Raw genomic sequence first — 15013 nt, 5'->3', positions numbered from 1 at the left:
ACACGAATTTTTATTCACAGAGAAAAAATAATTCGTGGCTAACAAAAAAACTATACGTTGACAGGCATTGGATATTTGTTTCTAAGATCGAAAACTAGTTCTGATGGCCCGTTTTGCTGAAGGTAATCTAATTTTTCGATAGCTTCTTTAAGAGTAGGAATATGTCCTTTTGGAACCCACCACATTGCGGTATGAGCTTTTCCGAATTTTTGAAACCACTCTTTTCGGCGTCTTAAAAAGTCGCTGTGAAAAGTTTTGTACATATAATGTTCCAAGGTTTCAATATTTTTCCAAACCGAAACATTGATAATTATCTGTTCATCATGATACGGATTCAGGTTTGTAGCATTATCGCTATCGTCTTTTAATCTCCATACAAAACCTTCACTTTCTTCGGCTAAAGTATTTACAGTGTCTAAATTATCTACAAATTCTTTCATGATCGGGTCGTTAATATCAACTCCTTTCATTTTGGCAATATTAATTTCTGCAAGGTGATAATTGCTCATAAAATAGATGTTTCTGAATTTTAGGCAATTTAACTTTTTTCTGAATAATTATTTTAAGGAAATAAGTTATGTATGTAACAGTTCTTGAACCTGCAAGGTTTTGGAAACCTTGCAGGAAGTGATTTATAGAATCTGTTCTGTTTTGTAAACCTGAATTGGACTTGAAACCAGATTTTCGGTTTTTTTGATGAATTCTTGTAAATAAGATTGATTGTTGTGTAGGTCTAATCCTGGTTGATCTTTCCATTCTTCCCAAAGAATAAAAACATTTTCGGAAGTGTGTAAATCGTAACGAATACACGTAGCTTCTTTTCTAGTTTCAGAAACTAGATTTGTTAGCAGGTTTTGAACTTCATTTAAGTGCTCTGGTTTACTTTTTAAAATTGCTGTAATCGAAATCATAATTATAAGTTTTTAAAAGTTTGCTCTAAATGTTGGGTGTATTGTTTTTTAAAGATAATAATATTTTCTGGTGTTGCGCCTTTTTCTACATCATGAAAATGGAAGCCGTTTATTTTTTCCATTCCGGTGAATTTGTTCATTTTATGGAAACCAAACATTACGCCATCATCAACAGAAGTCTGATCGAAGAATTCTCCTGGAAGTGTAAAAGCGGTTGCAGGTGCATTCCAGCTTGTGGTAAGCATGTATTTGCGTCCGTGTAGAAGTCCGCCCGTTCCGTAATTGATGTCTGGATTTACACGACTTCTTCCGTCACTTTTATAGATTCCGTTGTTGTGTCCTTGTGTAAAAACGTCATCGATATATTTTTTGAAAAGATTCGGAATTTGAAACCACCAAACTGGTGTATGATAGATAATTAAATCTGCCCAAACGAATTTTTCTACTTCTTTTTGAAGATCTATTTCGTCTTCAATGTGAGTTGTTTTTATTTCGTAATCGTTGTTTTTAGAAAGAAATTCAACTGTCCAGTCTTGTACTGTTTTATTGAATTGTCCTCCTGAATGCGCAAATTTTTGCCCGCCGTTAATTATAAATATCTTTTTCATTTTACTTTATGTTGTTATGGATACGTGATGCGTGAGGGATAGGAGCGATATCTCCCGATTTAGAAAAACAAGGCTTTTTAGCCGTAGTTTTTGTTTATCGGGAATTTAGCGTATAGCCCGGCCCTTGGGACACGCCCAAATTCTAAATTATTTAAGTTTTGAGATTTTTTTAAACACATAGAAATATAGGTTTTTCTTTCTTGGAAAAGAGAATGGAAAGAAACTAGTTTCTAACACATAGGTATGTGTGTGTATGTAAGTGAAACGCCTTTGTAGACAAAGTAAAACTATGTTTCTATGTGTTTAAAAAGAGAATTATTTTATTTTAGCAATTGCCTGATTGATAAATTCCAATTCTGAAGCTGATAGATCGAAATTCATTGTTTTGGCGTTTGAAATGGCTTGTTCTGCGTTTCTTGCTCCCGCTAAAACAATTGCAATTCCTTTTTGTAAAGATGTCCAACGTAAAACTAATTGCGATAAGCTTGCTTCTTTTGCATGTGCTAAAGAAGTTAATTCTTCAACTAAAGTTTTTACTTTTTGAAGATCAAACTGATTGAAATAACCGTTTCTATGGTCGTTTTCTTTTAATTTGCTGTCTATGAAATATTTTCCAGTCAATAAACCTCTTTCCATTGGGCTGTAAGCAATGATTCCGATGTTTTCTGCAACTGTAAAAGGAATTAATTCTTCTTCAATTTTACGGTTCAGCATGCTGTAAGCGACTTGGTTTGAAGACACTTGAATTGTTTTTTGTGCTTCCTTAATTTGTGCAACATTGTAATTGCTTACTCCAAAAGCTCTGATTTTTCCTTGCTGAATTAAGCTTTCTGCGGCTTCCATTGTTTCAGAAATTGGTGTTGTTGAATCTGGCCAGTGAATTTGCAATAAGTCAATATAATCGGTTTGAAGGCGTTTTAAGCTTTCTTCAACTTCTTTAATTACGTTTGCTTTTGATGAATATTTGTAAATCGGAACTTTTTTTCCATTATCGTCTGCGTCAAAAAAGAAATCGCCTTTTCCGTTGTTGCTTCCGTCCCAAACCAAACCGAATTTTGTAAGTAACTGAACTTTAGAACGATCTTGACTCTTAATAGCTTCTCCGATCATTTCTTCGCTTAAACCAAATCCGTAAAAAGGAGCGGTGTCAATTGTGGTTACGCCATGATCGATTGAAGCGTGGATAGAATCGATTGAATCTTTCTTTTCTGTTCCGCCCCACATGGTTCCGCCAATCGCAAATGCACCATAAGTAATAGCTGATAATTCAAGTTCTGAGTTGCCTAGTTTTCTATATTCCATGATTGTGATTTTTTGTATTTAAAATTGATGAGGCAAAATTATACTGTTTTTATGATTCTTATTTGGTATATATTTGTCTTTTTTAGGTATATTTGCATCTTCAAATAAAATAGAATTATGAAAAAAGAAAACTTATATGAACCTTTTACGGTTTCTTTTGAAACGCTGAATGAATATCCAGATGTAGGAGATCGTCATAATTTTTTCGAACTGGTTTACATTTTGGAAGGAACAGGAAGACAGTGTATTAATAAGAATATTTTTGAATATGATCCAGGGCATTTGTTTTTGTTAACGCCCGAGGATTGTCATAATTTTACAATTGAAACCGAAACGAAATTTTTCTTTTTAAGGTTTAATGATATTTATTTGAAAAATTCGAGCCTGCAGAATGAAAATATTCAGCGATTAGAATATATTCTTCAAAATGCCAATCATCAGCCAGGCTGTATTTTGAAAAACGATCCTGATAAATGTCTGGTAAAGGTAATGATTGAAGCTATTTGTCGTGAGCATCAGGATAAAGACGTTTACAATCAGGAACTAATTCAGCAATTGGTGAATACGCTGATTATTATTGTGGCAAGAAATATTGCGAAGTATCTTCCGGAACAAATAACTATAAATACTGAGGCTAAAGCGATGGATATTCTGCAATATATTCAGAATAATATTTACTATCCTGAAAAAATTAAAGCGGAATCAATCAGCGATTATTTCGGGATTTCGAATACTTATTTAGGGCGTTATTTTAAAAAACATGCCAGCGAAACGATGCAGCAATACATTATTAATTACAAAACAAAACTGATTGAGCACCGTTTGCAATTCAGTGATAAGCGCATTAACGAAATTGCATATGAGTTTGGTTTTACGGATGAAAGTCACTTCAATAAGTTTTTCAGAAAACAAAAAGGCTATAGTCCGTCTGAGTTTAGAAAGACGATTCGATTGAGTGCTTAATTTTTGTTCGCCGATGACGCGGATTTTGTCGGATTCTATAAAGTTGAATTAATGAATAGAGAAGAAGCGAAAAAAGTTATTGCAGTTTATGAAATGCAGAACTTGTCAAGTGATGAAAAATTTCAAATTTTAAAGGATAATTATTGGTTTTTTGACGATAAAGATGATATTATTGAAGCTATAGCAGATAAAGCGTATCCTAAAATTTCAAATGATCTTATTGATTTAATTAGCGTGACTTCAAAACCAGTACTTAATGAAGAATCTGCAAGGCTAGTAGTCGATTTTATAAAAAGTGGATTTTACTTTGTTAGTAATTCTTATTTGGAGTCTAAATTAATTGAAATGGATCAAAATTTTTCCGATAAGGTAATTGGAGAAGTTGAAAAAGCAGGTTTATGTTCATGTTGTGAATACTATTCTATTGGATATGGTGAAGATGGTTTTTATGATATTTGTCCTGTTTGTTTTTGGGAAAATGGAGGAGAAGGACCAAATCATATGACTTTGGAACAGGCTAAATTGAATTTCGAAAAATTTGGTGCGATCAACAAAGACTCTTTAGGATTTGTAGATAAAAATGGTGCAAAAAAATATTGTAGAAAAGAATAAATCTCCAAAATCTGCGAGAGAAAAAGAAAAAAATCCGTGTAAATCCGCGTTTTCGCAAAGCGAATCAGTTTTATCCACGTACTTTAATCTTCTTTTTCAATAATAAAATCAAAATGCTCGGTTTTACCTGCTCTTAGATTGTGGATTTCCTTTTGGATTAATTCTTCTAAAGAATCAGCTACGATGTTTCTGTCCCAAGATTCATTTTGGAGCTCTATAATCTGTCCAAATTTTCCTTTTGAAGCGGGATCTGTATCGTAAAGCAAATAATCGCCATTTCTTCCTGTAGCAAACGGAATCCATTTTGGGTTAGCGTAATTATTGGTTTGTATTTTTTCGAAATCTATTTCTTGTTCTGGTAAGTCTTCTTCGTCAAATTGCAAATCTTGAATTGAATTCCATTCTTCTGCAATATCTTCAAACGGAATTAAATCATAGCTCCAATTGTTTACTCCAAACTGAAAAACAGCCGTTACTGGGTCATAATCTACATTTTTAACTTTATAAAAATTTACAAGAGCTGGCGGTATAGTAATATCATCTTCAAGCTCCATATGTTTTTGAATGTCTTCTTTAGAAATTCCTTCTGTAAGATTGTAATAATCGTTGTTTGTTGAAACAATTTTATTGATTTCCGAAATCCATTCCTGCCATAAGGGCTCAAATAATTTGAATTCAGGATCAATAGCTGCAGTGATTTTCTTTTCTTTTTCTTCGGAAGCGGAAATGCTCAGAGACGTAATTTTGCCATCTTCTTTATCAAACCAAACACTTATTCCGTTAAGGATAAAGGCACCGCTTCGGTCTCCTTTAAAAAGCTTTACAAGCTGATTTTTGTTGTCTTCGTAGTATTGAAATAATTCTTGTCCGTCAAAAACAAATTCTCCTGCAAAGATGCTTTTTGCGCAATAATCATATTCTCTAACCTCAAATTCAATGGCTAAACTTTCGACTTTGTTTCCTTCTTTAGAAAACGCCATAATACCAAGCTCATCCCAAGTATAGATGTGATTATATTGTTTTTTTAGGTATCTGCAATCTCCTAAAGCTTGTTTTAAAACTGAGATATCAATTGGGAATTCGATGTTTAGGTTATTAATCTGAAAGCCTGTTTTGGATAATTCAAGTTTTGTCATTTTGCTTTTTTGAGGGTTAGATAATCTTTTTGATTACGCGTAATTTATGGGTGTGTTTGTTTAATTCTGGATTGTAGATTCCAGTATGGTCCAAACGGTCAATACGAACTTTTCCACTTGCGTGAATGATGTAATTGTTGTCCATGATGATTCCGACATGGGTAATGTTTCCTTCGTCATTATCAAAGAAAGCTAAATCGCCTGGTTCGCATTCTTCAATAAAGCTTAAAGGATCTCCTTCAAGCGCTTGTTGAGAAGCGTCACGATGAATTTTATAGCCGTTCAATTTATAAACCATTTGAGTAAAACCAGAACAATCAATACCAAAAGGGGTTTTTCCTCCCCATAAATAGGGAGCATTCAAATACATAAAAGCCGTTTTTATTAAAGCGCTTTTAGGTTTGATGCCACTGGTTTTGGTTCCTTCGAAATCGAAGTTTGAAATATTGATTTCGCTGTTGTTTAAAAAAGATAATGAAGCTCCAAGCGGAATTGGAAGCAGGAGATTGCTGGGAGCCGTGATGTAATCTATTAAATCTGCATTTAAAATAATCGACTCTTTGCTCAAAAGATCAAATTGCTCTTTAGTAATTTCCTGATATTGCTTAGAATCTACCCAGCCTTCATAGTCATCAAACTGAATCCTAATTCGAGCCCATTGATTTTTGCGTTCTAAAATTTCGATATGCTCGCCAAACAAAAGCTGTGTGACAATTTCACTTCTGTCGCTGGCTTCAGCTCGAACGGGCACTATGGCTAAATTGCAAATTCCAAACATTTAAGGAAATTTATAAGTTGAAAAATCAGGAGCTGTATTTACTCCTGATTTTTTGTGATATTGTTTTAAGCTCTTTCGATAACAATTGCTGATGCGCCACCGCCGCCGTTGCAAATTGCAGCTGCTCCAGTTTTTGCATTGTTTTGTTCTAAAACATTCAGTAAAGTTACGATTATACGTGCTCCAGAAGCTCCAAGAGGATGTCCTAATGAAACCGCTCCACCGTTTACGTTTACTTTATTGTTATCAAGGTTTAATATTTTTGCATTGGCTAATCCAACAACAGAGAAAGCTTCGTTAAACTCGAAATAATCAACATCTGAGATTGAAATTCCTGCTTTGTCTAAAGCTTTTGGTAATGCTTTTGCTGGACTTGTTGTAAACCATTTTGGTTCTTGTGCAGCATCTGCATAGCCTTTTATGTAAGCTAGAGGTTTTAAACCTAATGCGTTTGCTTTTTCTTCAGACATTAAAACCAAAGCCGCTGCTCCGTCATTAATTGTTGAAGCGTTTGCAGCAGTTACAGTTCCGTCTTTTGTGAAAACTGGTGCTAAAGATGGAATTTTATCTAATTTCACGTTAGTATATTCCTCATCTTTTGAAAATATAACAGGTTCGCCACGTCTTTGCGGTACTTCAACAGGAACAACTTCATTGTCGAATTTTCCAGCGTCCCACGCTTTTGCACTTCTTTCGTAAGATTGAATTGCAAATGCATCTTGTTCTTCACGGCTGATTTTGTATTCAGATGCACATAAATCAGCACAAACTCCCATTGCGTTGTTGTCGTAAGCATCTGTTAAACCATCTTTCTGCATTCCGTCCAACATAGTTGCAGGACCAAATTTGTTTCCGGCACGCATTTGAACGTAGTGAGGAATCAAGCTCATGCTTTCCATTCCGCCCGCAACTACAATTTCAGCATCACCACATGCAATTGCTTGCGCAGCAAACATTACAGCTTTCATTCCAGATGCACATACTTTGTTTACTGTTGTAGCAGCAACTTCTTCAGATAATCCGGCAAACAATGCAGCCTGGCGCGCTGGTGCTTGTCCAACTCCCGCCTGAATTACATTCCCCATGAAAACTTCATCGACTAATTTTGGGTCAAGATTAATTTTTGAAAGCGCTCCTTTTATGGCAGCAGCTCCTAATTTTGGTGCAGGTACACTAGATAACCCGCCCATGAAACTTCCGATAGGTGTTCTAACGGCAGAAACGATAACAACTCTTTTGTTCATTTTCTGTTTAATAATAGTTAGTAAGCAAATTTAATGTTTATTTGAATAAATTCAAATTTTGTATTGAATAGGGTTGATTTTAAATTTAAGGTGAAATTTTTGTTAATTCTATTTGTTTGATTGTTAAGTGGTTTTGAAAAAAGATTAAAAAAAACTAAAAAAACTCAAAAAAAAGCTTGTGAGAAAAGGAATGTTGTTATACATTTGCACTCGCAAAACGGAAGCAATTCCACTAGCAAGGAGAGGTGCCAGAGCGGTAATGGAGCAGATTGCTAATCTGTCGACGGGTAACCGTCGCCAGGGTTCGAGTCCCTGTCTCTCCGCTTAAATTTTGCCTCGGGGTGTAGCGTAGCCCGGTTATCGCGCCTGCTTTGGGAGCAGGAGGCCGCAGGTTCGAATCCTGCCACCCCGACTACAATTGAAATAATGGTCGCATAGCTCAGCTGGATAGAGCACCTGCCTTCTAAGCAGGCGGTCGAAGGTTCGAATCCTTCTGCGATCACAAAAAACCACTCTATTGAGTGGTTTTTTTGTTTTATGTATAGCGTTTTGATTTCTATTCTTAGAAATTTTAAAGTAAAGGTTCCATAGCTCAGCTGGATAGAGCAACGCACTTCTAATGCGTAGGTCGAAGGTTCGAATCCTTCTGGGATCACAAAAGCCACTCCAATCGAGTGGTTTTTTTGTTTTTGATCCTATTTTGTCTATTTTTAGTTGTTGATGATAAAAAACAAAATGACATGAGAATAGCAATACTAGGAGCTCATTTGGTTGGTAAAACAACATTGGCAGAAAAACTATATGAATCTTTTCCTGAATGTGAGTTTTATCCAGAGCCTTATTTTGAATTACAGGAAATGGGTTTTGCTTTTTCTGAAATGCCTACCGCCGATGATTATATGATGCAGCTAGAGCATTCTTTAAAGCAAATTGTAAGAAGTAATAGAAACGCTATTTTTGATCGTTCTCCAATTGATCTTTTAGCTTATGCGCTTGCGGTTGACAATAAACTGAATTTTTCATCAGTATTTACTAAAATTCAAAATGCAATTAAAGAAATTGACATTTTTGTATGGGTTCCTATTGAAGAGCCTGATAGAATTTCTTGTTCAGACTCCAATTTGCCCGAACTGAGATATGAGGTAAATGATCTTCTTGGCGAATTAATTGATGATTTTGAGATAGAAGTAATTAGAGTGAAAGGAAGTTTATCTGAAAGATTAAATCAAATTCAAAATAAAATAGAAGAGTTAAAGGGATAAAATAAATAAAGACCAAACATTCTTGAATGCTTGGTCTTTATTCGTTTGTAAGATTTGTTTTTAATGCAAATCACATTTATCAATAATTGTCAAATTCTTTACGTTTGTAAAAAGTATCATCATTACTTTCAGAAGCAAGGCGCGATTCTTCAGTTGGATAATAAGAATTCAATACTCTTCTTTCGTACTCCCTATCAAAATCATTTTGCCAGTTATATCTGCTTGTTTTTCTAAATGTATCATATCCAATATTGTTGGCCATGACAATTTTAGTGTCTTTATTTATGCTGACAGAACCAATTGGTATAATAATATGGCTGTCTCCATCTTTGTATATAAATTCCCTTCCGTTTTCATTCGCAATTGCATCATGTACTTCATTACGACTGTCTTCTATTAATCCTTTATCTAGATTAACGTCAAGATAAACAACTCGTTGCATATCTTTATTAACCCAAAGATTATCAATTTTTCCTATTGTGCGGTTGTCTCCGTCTACAATTTTCCAACCTCTTACATCCGAATAGTTTGAGGCAACTTTATAATCAGAAAGCTCATCTAATCTGTATAAATTTCTATCTTTATTTTCCATAGTTTCTTAATAATTTGCTGTGCTGTCTACACTAGAATTGTTTTCGATTTCCATTTTGTTTTCATTTCGCACTTGATCATCTCTCAAAAAGACATAATATACAAGTGCTGAGATTAATAGGACTGCTACAATCCACGGCCAAATTGGCTTCTTTTTCTCAATTTTAATTTCTGCCATAACCTTTATTTTTATTATGAATATTTAATTTTATAATAAAGGTACAAATGGAGATTGCGTTTGAAAGTATTTAATTTCAGGTAGAATTTATAGAATTCCCAGCTAGAAAATTGATTTATAATGTTTTGCAAGCTTAATTGCTTCAAACGTAATTTTTGAAATTGGTTTTGTTACTTTAATTAACCCAATGTCTAAGGGAGTTTCTTGTATTCTTAAATTATTTTGAAGTAAATTGCTTGTTCATTTTTAAGTCTCATAACAAACGAAAAATTTTTACTACGCCCCATGAATGAAGAAATAAAATTATACCGAAATTCTAAGAAAACCAGAAACTTACTTTTATATGCTAGCGGAATCAGTATTTTAATAGCGATTATGCTTTTATACGGCATAGGAACTTTTGATGGAGTATTTAAAGTAAAACTTTCGATTGTTTCTGGTGCGATTCTTTTAATAATGCTTGTTTTGATATTTAAAATTCTTGCCAGTATAAAAGATAAATCTCCTTTAATTCATATAGATTCAAATGGTTTTTCTGGAAGAACGACTCCAGTGGCCAAAGCTTTTGGAAGAATAGAGTGGCAAGATGTTACCGATTTGCAATTAAAGAAAGTAGGTGGTGATACTTTAATTGCCGTTACAATTGATAATGTAAACAAGTATTACGGCCGTGCTTCTAAGTTTCTTTGGAAACTGGCTTTTGATGAACAAAATTCGAAATTGAATATAATGTACTCGGCTTCAGAAATTGATATGAATGAAAATGCTCTTTATGACTTGTTTGTAAGTAATTGGAAAAAATAAAATCTTAGAAAAATTATTGTGAAGTGGTGGGGTTTATTATTTTTTTTAATTATTAAAATAGCTTAACTTAGTGTAAATGACATCAAATAACTTCAAATTTACACGTTTAATGCATTTTAAATATTTATCAATATTCCTGATTTTAATATCTTTTAAATCTAATTCTCAAATTGTTGAAGAAAAAAAGAATTTTCGAGCAGCAGATTCTTTATTGAAAGAAAATAGTTTTTCGGTTCATAAAGATAATTACTTTTTGACAGGAATTCCTTTAGATGAGCCTATAACAAGAAACTCTGCAGACGTAAAGTATCAAGTTAGTTTCAAACTAAGATTAAATTCTAAGCCTTTATGGGGTGGATTTTTCCCCTACTTAATGTATACCCAAAAAGCTTTTTGGGATATATATGCGAGCTCTAAGCCTTTCTCAGAAATTAACTTTAATCCGGGAGTTGCGATTGTTCGGCCTTTTTATTTAAAAGGAGGGAGATTAACATACGGGTCGATTTCAGTTGAACACGAGTCAAATGGTAGAGACTCCATTTATTCCCGAACATGGAATATGATCGCTTTTTCATTAAAATCTCAAGTTTCGCCAAGATGGGTTGTTGGAATAAGAGGCTGGATTCCTATTGTTGATAAAGATGATAATCCAGGATTAACGCAATATGTTGGTTATGGAGAAGCCAGTGCGACTTATCAGATAAAACCGGGACGTTGGAGCGCAGATGTTCTCTTTAGGAAAGGCAGTGGGCTTATTAATTACGGATCTCTGCAGACACAGCTTAATTGGCGACCTTATAAAAATGAAAATTACTACGTCACTCTTCAATGGTTTATTGGTTACACGGAAAGTTTAATAGATTATCAGGAACATACTAATATGGTGCGTATAGGTTTTACAATTAAGCCGGAAGGAATGGGCATCTTTTAAATTGCTGTAAATTATTTATTTGAATTTTTTGAGCTGATCAAAACACTGAGAATGGATCGTTTTACCTTGATGGTATTGCTCCAAAGTCATTCCGTACAATTTAATAGAACTATTATATTGGTCATTTTCAATATCTTTTTTTGACTGAAGTGTCTTTTTGCTTTTATTGTTCGTAGAAGACATAATATTGTTGTTAGGATTTATTTGATTTTCTAGATCTTAAATTTATTGAGACGTTAAAAGTTTTATTTTTTCAATAGCTTGTTTGTTTTCATATGCAACTTCTACTAACGCTAGCAAAATATCATTTCTTAATATTGTTTTATTTCTTACGTTTCTAATTAATGACTTAGTGGGAGTAGGCAGTCCTTTTTTGACGATGCAAGCGATAGTAAGGTCAACATAGGTTACAGGTAAATGCTTATCTATAAATTCATAAGCTTTTTTATTGTGAGAATTATCTTCTTTAAAATTGCTATTATTGATTAATTTTGACATATATTTGCTAATTATTAACGGCATGGTTGTTAGTCTGTGTAAATGTAAGAATATTATTATATTTAGTGTTCTTTTTAATGTTAAAAAATATATTTTAACTATATTTTGTTTGAATTTTAATGATGATGTATCACGAGAAACTAAGTAAATTCTTTAGGGATAAAGGATTAAAGCAGAAGGAAGTCGGGGCAATTTTAGGATTTAGCCCTGCAATGATTGGAAGGTATTTACATGGAACAGCTAATATAGGTTCTGAATTTATTCTTAGCTTAAGTAAAAACTTTCCGGATGTAGATTTGAATGATCTTTTTGCTCCCGATGAGCAAAATTTGGTTAATGAAGCTGGAGCAGTTTATGAAAAGCAAACTATTTTAAATGATTTGCAAGAAATAGAAGGTCGAATTCATGATATTAGGCTGCGATTAGCAAACAAAAAGTTTGAGGAATAGTAAATGGTTTCCCAAAAATATCTAACAATTCTAAATTTTACAGTATTAATTTAACCACTCTTTTAGAGTGGTTTTTTGTTGTGAAATACTTGATTTTTAGTTGAATGTATTCTAAGAGGTTAAGTTTTTTTTTATTAAATTTGGTTAGCAATTTCTAGCAGTAACCAATATGGAAAAATTAAAACGACCGGTTTATGTTAAACCAGGAACAGATGATTTTTTTAAAAAGATGCGTTTAGAAGTGAATGAAACGGTCTTAAAAAACTCGTCTTTATATGTATTAAATGTTGTAAAGTCCCTCGGACTTTTAGCAGTATTTTTTTTATTCTATGCCTGTATTTTAATTTTCGGCAACCAGACCCCATTACTATTTCTTTTTTACATTTTGGCTGGTATTACAATGATTGTCTTATTTATAAATGCTTTTCATGATGCTGCACATGGAGCTTTGTTCAAAAAGCCAAAGCATAATGAATGGTTTTTGTATGTTTTAGAACTCTTTGGGAGCAATCATTGGCTCTGGATGCGACGTCATATAAGTTTGCATCATGCTTATCCAAACGTGCCCGATTGGGATGTCGATATCAAACAGAGCGATATTATTAGAATATTCCCAAACAGTCCATTGTTTAATTACCACAAGTATCAGCATATTTACATGTGGTTTATTTATCCTCTTTATAGCTTAAACTGGCTCTATATTAGAGATTTTAAAGACTTTTTTGGTACCAAGGATAATTATGTTAAAAGAGTAGTCGACAAGATTCCGAGACAAGAAGTTTACAGAATGTTTGCGGCCAAGATTATTAATTTAGCTTACTTGCTTTTTGTTCCAATGATGCTTTTAAATCAGCCTTGGTATACCGTTCTTTTCGCTTGGCTGTCTATGCATTTATGCGGAAGTGCAATTGGGGTTGTGGCGCTGGTTTCGACCCACGTTGATGAAGATGCTCATTTTCCGGGTACAGATGAAGACGGAAACCTTTCTGATACTTGGGTGGTACATCAAATGATTGTAACTAAAGATTTTAGTACAGAAAGCAAATTAGCTAATTTTTTATACGGCGGATTTACGCATCACGTGGCACACCATCTTTTCCCAGCGGTTGGGCACACGTACTATCCTTATATTACGCCAATTATAAAACGATATGCAGCAGAATATGATTTGCCTTATACTTCCTATCCATTTTATCATGCCGTTCGTTCTCATTTTAGAATGTTGAAAAACAAAGGGGTAAAAGAAAATATTTTAGTTACAGGAGAGATATAGGTATTAAAAGCTATTTTATAAAAAAAGTCTGGTTCATTATTGAACCAGACTTTTTTTGAATTTGTTCCAGCGGAGCGATACTTTTTTAACGCTTCGCTTATTTTTTATTTGGGATATTTTCCTTTTTAATGTTCAAGTCTTTTAGAAGGTTGTCTTTGATTTCAATATCAAAATTATCTTCTTTAAATACCGTTAGTTTTGATTCGGCAAATTTGTAGACATTAATTTTATTGTTTTTAACATCAATATACAAATCGTACGAATAATTGCTGCAGTCGTGCTGTTTGCATCCCCAAGCGTGCAGTATATTATCTTGTTTCTCAAAAGGAGTTTCGGTATTCCAGTTTGCTACCATTTGATCATAGTCAGTTCCTAATAGTTTTTTTAATCTTGGGGCCAACTTGCTTTTGGTCAAAAACTGAGTTCCGATAACACTTTTATCAGCTAAAGCATATAAAGAATCATTTGGATTTAAAACAATGCTGTCTTCTTTTAACGCTTCTGTTTTTATTGAAGTAGAATCTGTTTTGGGAATACTTTTAAAGCTTTCTTTTTTGCACGAAACAAAGAGTAAACTGCTCAATATAATTGTCGAAATGTATGTGGCTCTGTAATTCATATAACTGATTTTTTTTGAATTAATAATTTAATATACAAAGTCGTAATAATCTAGTTTTCATAAAGATATTAAAAATATTTTTTGTTTTGAAAGTAATTTATGATGGATTTCGGACTCAAAAAACTAATTTTTAGCTTTAAAGAGAAACCTTAAGAATCGATTTTTAATATTTTTTGTTTAATTTCAATTTTTTAAATTATTAGGGAATGAATCACACTTTGAAAATTTTAGTTTTTTTTCTTTTCGGAATTAGCTCTTTACAAGCGCAAAATGAAGCTTATGTATCTTCATCTGAAGCTAAAATCTCAGATACGACTTTTGTAAACCTAAGAGATTATAGCAATGATTTTGTCTATGATATGAAATATGCAACGGAAGATAATTTTCTAAAAACTAAAGTATACGACTGCGCAGAATGCATGCTTCGTTTAAAGACGGTAAAAGCTTTAATTGCGGCCAATAATGATTTTTTGAAGAAAGGATACCGCATTAAATTATTTGACTGCTACAGACCTTTAGATATCCAAAAAAAAATGTGGGAGATTGTGTCGAATCCTACTTATGTTGCAGATCCAAAAAAAGGCTCCATCCACAATAGAGGAGGAGCCGTAGATATTTCTTTGGTTGATATAACAGGAAAAGAAGTGGATATGGGAACTTCTTTTGATTTTTTTGGAATTATGGCCAGTCATAATTTTAAACAGCTTTCAGAAGAGATTCTTTCAAAAAGAACTTATTTAAAAAATACAATGATTAAAAATGGCTTCAATTCATTTGATTCTGAGTGGTGGCATTATAATTTAAAAGCAGGTTTAAAAGATAAAGTTTCCAATCAAAAATGGAAATGCGATTGA

General features: G+C 33.2%; 20 protein-coding genes and 4 tRNA genes. 12 read left to right on the top strand and 12 right to left on the bottom strand.

Annotated features, from left to right (window positions below; genetic code table 11):
• Positions 1-50: 50 nt before the first annotated feature.
• The 4 genes from QLQ95_RS00655 to QLQ95_RS00640 all read right to left on the bottom strand — a co-directional run bounded on the left by QLQ95_RS00655 (position 51) and on the right by QLQ95_RS00640 (position 2821).
• The gene (locus QLQ95_RS00655) at positions 51-509 is read right to left on the bottom strand and encodes a DUF3291 domain-containing protein (RefSeq protein WP_482502186.1); all 459 of its coding nucleotides are present in this window, start codon (positions 507-509) and stop codon (positions 51-53) included.
• 123 nt (positions 510-632) lie between these two features.
• The gene (locus QLQ95_RS00650) at positions 633-911 is read right to left on the bottom strand and encodes a putative quinol monooxygenase (protein WP_320492044.1); all 279 of its coding nucleotides are present in this window, start codon (positions 909-911) and stop codon (positions 633-635) included.
• A gap of 2 nt (positions 912-913) precedes the next feature.
• On the bottom strand, positions 914-1519 hold the full coding sequence (locus tag QLQ95_RS00645; protein ID WP_320492043.1) for an NAD(P)H-dependent oxidoreductase: 606 nt from the start codon (positions 1517-1519) through the stop codon (positions 914-916).
• 315 nt (positions 1520-1834) lie between these two features.
• Positions 1835-2821, bottom strand: coding sequence for an aldo/keto reductase (locus QLQ95_RS00640; RefSeq protein ID WP_320492042.1), 987 nt, complete (start codon positions 2819-2821; stop codon positions 1835-1837).
• Positions 2822-2938: 117 nt separating this feature from the next.
• On the opposite strand from QLQ95_RS00640, the gene QLQ95_RS00635 reads away from it, so the two are divergent.
• Both QLQ95_RS00635 and QLQ95_RS00630 read left to right on the top strand, forming a co-directional pair.
• Entirely contained in the window at positions 2939-3784 is an 846-nt protein-coding gene (locus QLQ95_RS00635; protein WP_482502183.1) for an AraC family transcriptional regulator, read from the top strand.
• A 51-nt stretch (positions 3785-3835) separates the two neighbouring features.
• Positions 3836-4396 carry a CPCC family cysteine-rich protein gene (locus QLQ95_RS00630; RefSeq protein WP_482502181.1) on the top strand — a complete coding sequence of 187 codons (561 nt, stop codon included), beginning with the start codon at positions 3836-3838 and terminating at the stop codon, positions 4394-4396.
• An 83-nt stretch (positions 4397-4479) separates the two neighbouring features.
• On the opposite strand, the gene QLQ95_RS00625 is transcribed toward QLQ95_RS00630, so the two are convergent.
• The 3 genes from QLQ95_RS00625 to QLQ95_RS00615 form a co-directional block, all read right to left on the bottom strand.
• Positions 4480-5532, bottom strand: coding sequence for an SMI1/KNR4 family protein (locus QLQ95_RS00625; RefSeq protein WP_482502179.1), 1053 nt, complete (start codon positions 5530-5532; stop codon positions 4480-4482).
• Positions 5533-5548: 16 nt separating this feature from the next.
• Positions 5549-6310 (bottom strand): C40 family peptidase, encoded by a 762-nt coding sequence (locus QLQ95_RS00620; protein WP_320492037.1) that lies wholly within the window; start codon positions 6308-6310, stop codon positions 5549-5551.
• Positions 6311-6375: 65 nt separating this feature from the next.
• Complete coding sequence (locus QLQ95_RS00615) at positions 6376-7554, bottom strand: acetyl-CoA C-acyltransferase (protein WP_320492036.1); 1179 nt, start codon at positions 7552-7554, stop codon at positions 6376-6378.
• 239 nt (positions 7555-7793) lie between these two features.
• On the opposite strand from QLQ95_RS00615, the gene QLQ95_RS00610 reads away from it, so the two are divergent.
• The 5 genes from QLQ95_RS00610 to QLQ95_RS00590 all read left to right on the top strand — a co-directional run bounded on the left by QLQ95_RS00610 (position 7794) and on the right by QLQ95_RS00590 (position 8816).
• Positions 7794-7877 (top strand) — tRNA-Ser (locus QLQ95_RS00610).
• A gap of 14 nt (positions 7878-7891) precedes the next feature.
• Positions 7892-7966, top strand: a tRNA-Pro gene (locus tag QLQ95_RS00605).
• 16 nt (positions 7967-7982) lie between these two features.
• Positions 7983-8056, top strand: a tRNA-Arg gene (locus QLQ95_RS00600).
• A gap of 79 nt (positions 8057-8135) precedes the next feature.
• Positions 8136-8209, top strand: a tRNA-Arg gene (locus QLQ95_RS00595).
• 85 nt (positions 8210-8294) lie between these two features.
• Entirely contained in the window at positions 8295-8816 is a 522-nt protein-coding gene (locus tag QLQ95_RS00590) for an ATP/GTP-binding protein (protein ID WP_320492034.1), read from the top strand.
• Between the two features lie 79 nt (positions 8817-8895).
• Here the strand turns inward: QLQ95_RS00590 and QLQ95_RS00585 are convergent, their stop codons facing one another.
• Positions 8896-9408 (bottom strand): PRC-barrel domain-containing protein, encoded by a 513-nt coding sequence (locus QLQ95_RS00585; protein WP_320492033.1) that lies wholly within the window; start codon positions 9406-9408, stop codon positions 8896-8898.
• Positions 9409-9414: 6 nt separating this feature from the next.
• Complete coding sequence (locus tag QLQ95_RS00580) at positions 9415-9585, bottom strand: hypothetical protein (RefSeq protein ID WP_172426921.1); 171 nt, start codon at positions 9583-9585, stop codon at positions 9415-9417.
• 285 nt (positions 9586-9870) lie between these two features.
• Here QLQ95_RS00580 and QLQ95_RS00575 point away from each other — a divergent pair, with 285 nt between their 5' ends.
• Entirely contained in the window at positions 9871-10389 is a 519-nt protein-coding gene (locus tag QLQ95_RS00575; RefSeq protein WP_482502176.1) for an STM3941 family protein, read from the top strand.
• Between the two features lie 76 nt (positions 10390-10465).
• Positions 10466-11320, top strand: coding sequence for a phospholipase A (locus QLQ95_RS00570; RefSeq protein WP_482502174.1), 855 nt, complete (start codon positions 10466-10468; stop codon positions 11318-11320).
• A gap of 15 nt (positions 11321-11335) precedes the next feature.
• Here the strand turns inward: QLQ95_RS00570 and QLQ95_RS00565 are convergent, their stop codons facing one another.
• Together QLQ95_RS00565 and QLQ95_RS00560 are read right to left on the bottom strand one after the other, a co-directional pair.
• Positions 11336-11503, bottom strand: coding sequence for a hypothetical protein (locus QLQ95_RS00565; protein ID WP_482502172.1), 168 nt, complete (start codon positions 11501-11503; stop codon positions 11336-11338).
• Between the two features lie 42 nt (positions 11504-11545).
• Positions 11546-11818 (bottom strand): hypothetical protein, encoded by a 273-nt coding sequence (locus QLQ95_RS00560; protein WP_320492030.1) that lies wholly within the window; start codon positions 11816-11818, stop codon positions 11546-11548.
• Between the two features lie 119 nt (positions 11819-11937).
• On the opposite strand from QLQ95_RS00560, the gene QLQ95_RS00555 reads away from it, so the two are divergent.
• A complete protein-coding gene (locus QLQ95_RS00555; protein ID WP_320492029.1) occupies positions 11938-12267 on the top strand; it encodes a helix-turn-helix domain-containing protein in 330 nt (109 codons plus the stop codon).
• A 169-nt stretch (positions 12268-12436) separates the two neighbouring features.
• Positions 12437-13540, top strand: coding sequence for a fatty acid desaturase family protein (locus QLQ95_RS00550; protein WP_482502169.1), 1104 nt, complete (start codon positions 12437-12439; stop codon positions 13538-13540).
• Positions 13541-13637: 97 nt separating this feature from the next.
• On the opposite strand, the gene QLQ95_RS00545 is transcribed toward QLQ95_RS00550, so the two are convergent.
• A complete protein-coding gene (locus tag QLQ95_RS00545; protein WP_482502167.1) occupies positions 13638-14159 on the bottom strand; it encodes a hypothetical protein in 522 nt (173 codons plus the stop codon).
• A gap of 206 nt (positions 14160-14365) precedes the next feature.
• Here QLQ95_RS00545 and QLQ95_RS00540 point away from each other — a divergent pair, with 206 nt between their 5' ends.
• Entirely contained in the window at positions 14366-15013 is a 648-nt protein-coding gene (locus QLQ95_RS00540; protein ID WP_095930489.1) for a M15 family metallopeptidase, read from the top strand.

The organism is Flavobacterium sp. B330r, from assembly GCF_056824325.1.
The sequence above is the reverse complement of the archived record's forward strand: the minus strand, read 5'-3'. Positions and strand labels throughout refer to the sequence as shown.

Coding starts and splice junctions, on each gene's coding strand:
- QLQ95_RS00545 (WP_482502167.1), bottom strand. CDS start 14,159: ATGAATTACAGAGCCACATACATTTCGACAATTATATTGAGCAGTTTA.
- QLQ95_RS00580 (WP_172426921.1), bottom strand. CDS start 9,585: ATGGCAGAAATTAAAATTGAGAAAAAGAAGCCAATTTGGCCGTGGATT.
- QLQ95_RS00560 (WP_320492030.1), bottom strand. CDS start 11,818: ATGTCAAAATTAATCAATAATAGCAATTTTAAAGAAGATAATTCTCAC.
- QLQ95_RS00615 (WP_320492036.1), bottom strand. CDS start 7,554: ATGAACAAAAGAGTTGTTATCGTTTCTGCCGTTAGAACACCTATCGGA.
- QLQ95_RS00640 (WP_320492042.1), bottom strand. CDS start 2,821: ATGGAATATAGAAAACTAGGCAACTCAGAACTTGAATTATCAGCTATT.
- QLQ95_RS00625 (WP_482502179.1), bottom strand. CDS start 5,532: ATGACAAAACTTGAATTATCCAAAACAGGCTTTCAGATTAATAACCTA.
- QLQ95_RS00585 (WP_320492033.1), bottom strand. CDS start 9,408: ATGGAAAATAAAGATAGAAATTTATACAGATTAGATGAGCTTTCTGAT.
- QLQ95_RS00630 (WP_482502181.1), top strand. CDS start 3,836: ATGAATAGAGAAGAAGCGAAAAAAGTTATTGCAGTTTATGAAATGCAG.
- QLQ95_RS00645 (WP_320492043.1), bottom strand. CDS start 1,519: ATGAAAAAGATATTTATAATTAACGGCGGGCAAAAATTTGCGCATTCA.
- QLQ95_RS00550 (WP_482502169.1), top strand. CDS start 12,437: ATGGAAAAATTAAAACGACCGGTTTATGTTAAACCAGGAACAGATGAT.
- QLQ95_RS00590 (WP_320492034.1), top strand. CDS start 8,295: ATGAGAATAGCAATACTAGGAGCTCATTTGGTTGGTAAAACAACATTG.
- QLQ95_RS00575 (WP_482502176.1), top strand. CDS start 9,871: ATGAATGAAGAAATAAAATTATACCGAAATTCTAAGAAAACCAGAAAC.
- QLQ95_RS00555 (WP_320492029.1), top strand. CDS start 11,938: ATGATGATGTATCACGAGAAACTAAGTAAATTCTTTAGGGATAAAGGA.
- QLQ95_RS00570 (WP_482502174.1), top strand. CDS start 10,466: ATGACATCAAATAACTTCAAATTTACACGTTTAATGCATTTTAAATAT.
- QLQ95_RS00635 (WP_482502183.1), top strand. CDS start 2,939: ATGAAAAAAGAAAACTTATATGAACCTTTTACGGTTTCTTTTGAAACG.
- QLQ95_RS00655 (WP_482502186.1), bottom strand. CDS start 509: ATGAGCAATTATCACCTTGCAGAAATTAATATTGCCAAAATGAAAGGA.
- QLQ95_RS00540 (WP_095930489.1), top strand. CDS start 14,366: ATGAATCACACTTTGAAAATTTTAGTTTTTTTTCTTTTCGGAATTAGC.
- QLQ95_RS00650 (WP_320492044.1), bottom strand. CDS start 911: ATGATTTCGATTACAGCAATTTTAAAAAGTAAACCAGAGCACTTAAAT.
- QLQ95_RS00620 (WP_320492037.1), bottom strand. CDS start 6,310: ATGTTTGGAATTTGCAATTTAGCCATAGTGCCCGTTCGAGCTGAAGCC.
- QLQ95_RS00565 (WP_482502172.1), bottom strand. CDS start 11,503: ATGTCTTCTACGAACAATAAAAGCAAAAAGACACTTCAGTCAAAAAAA.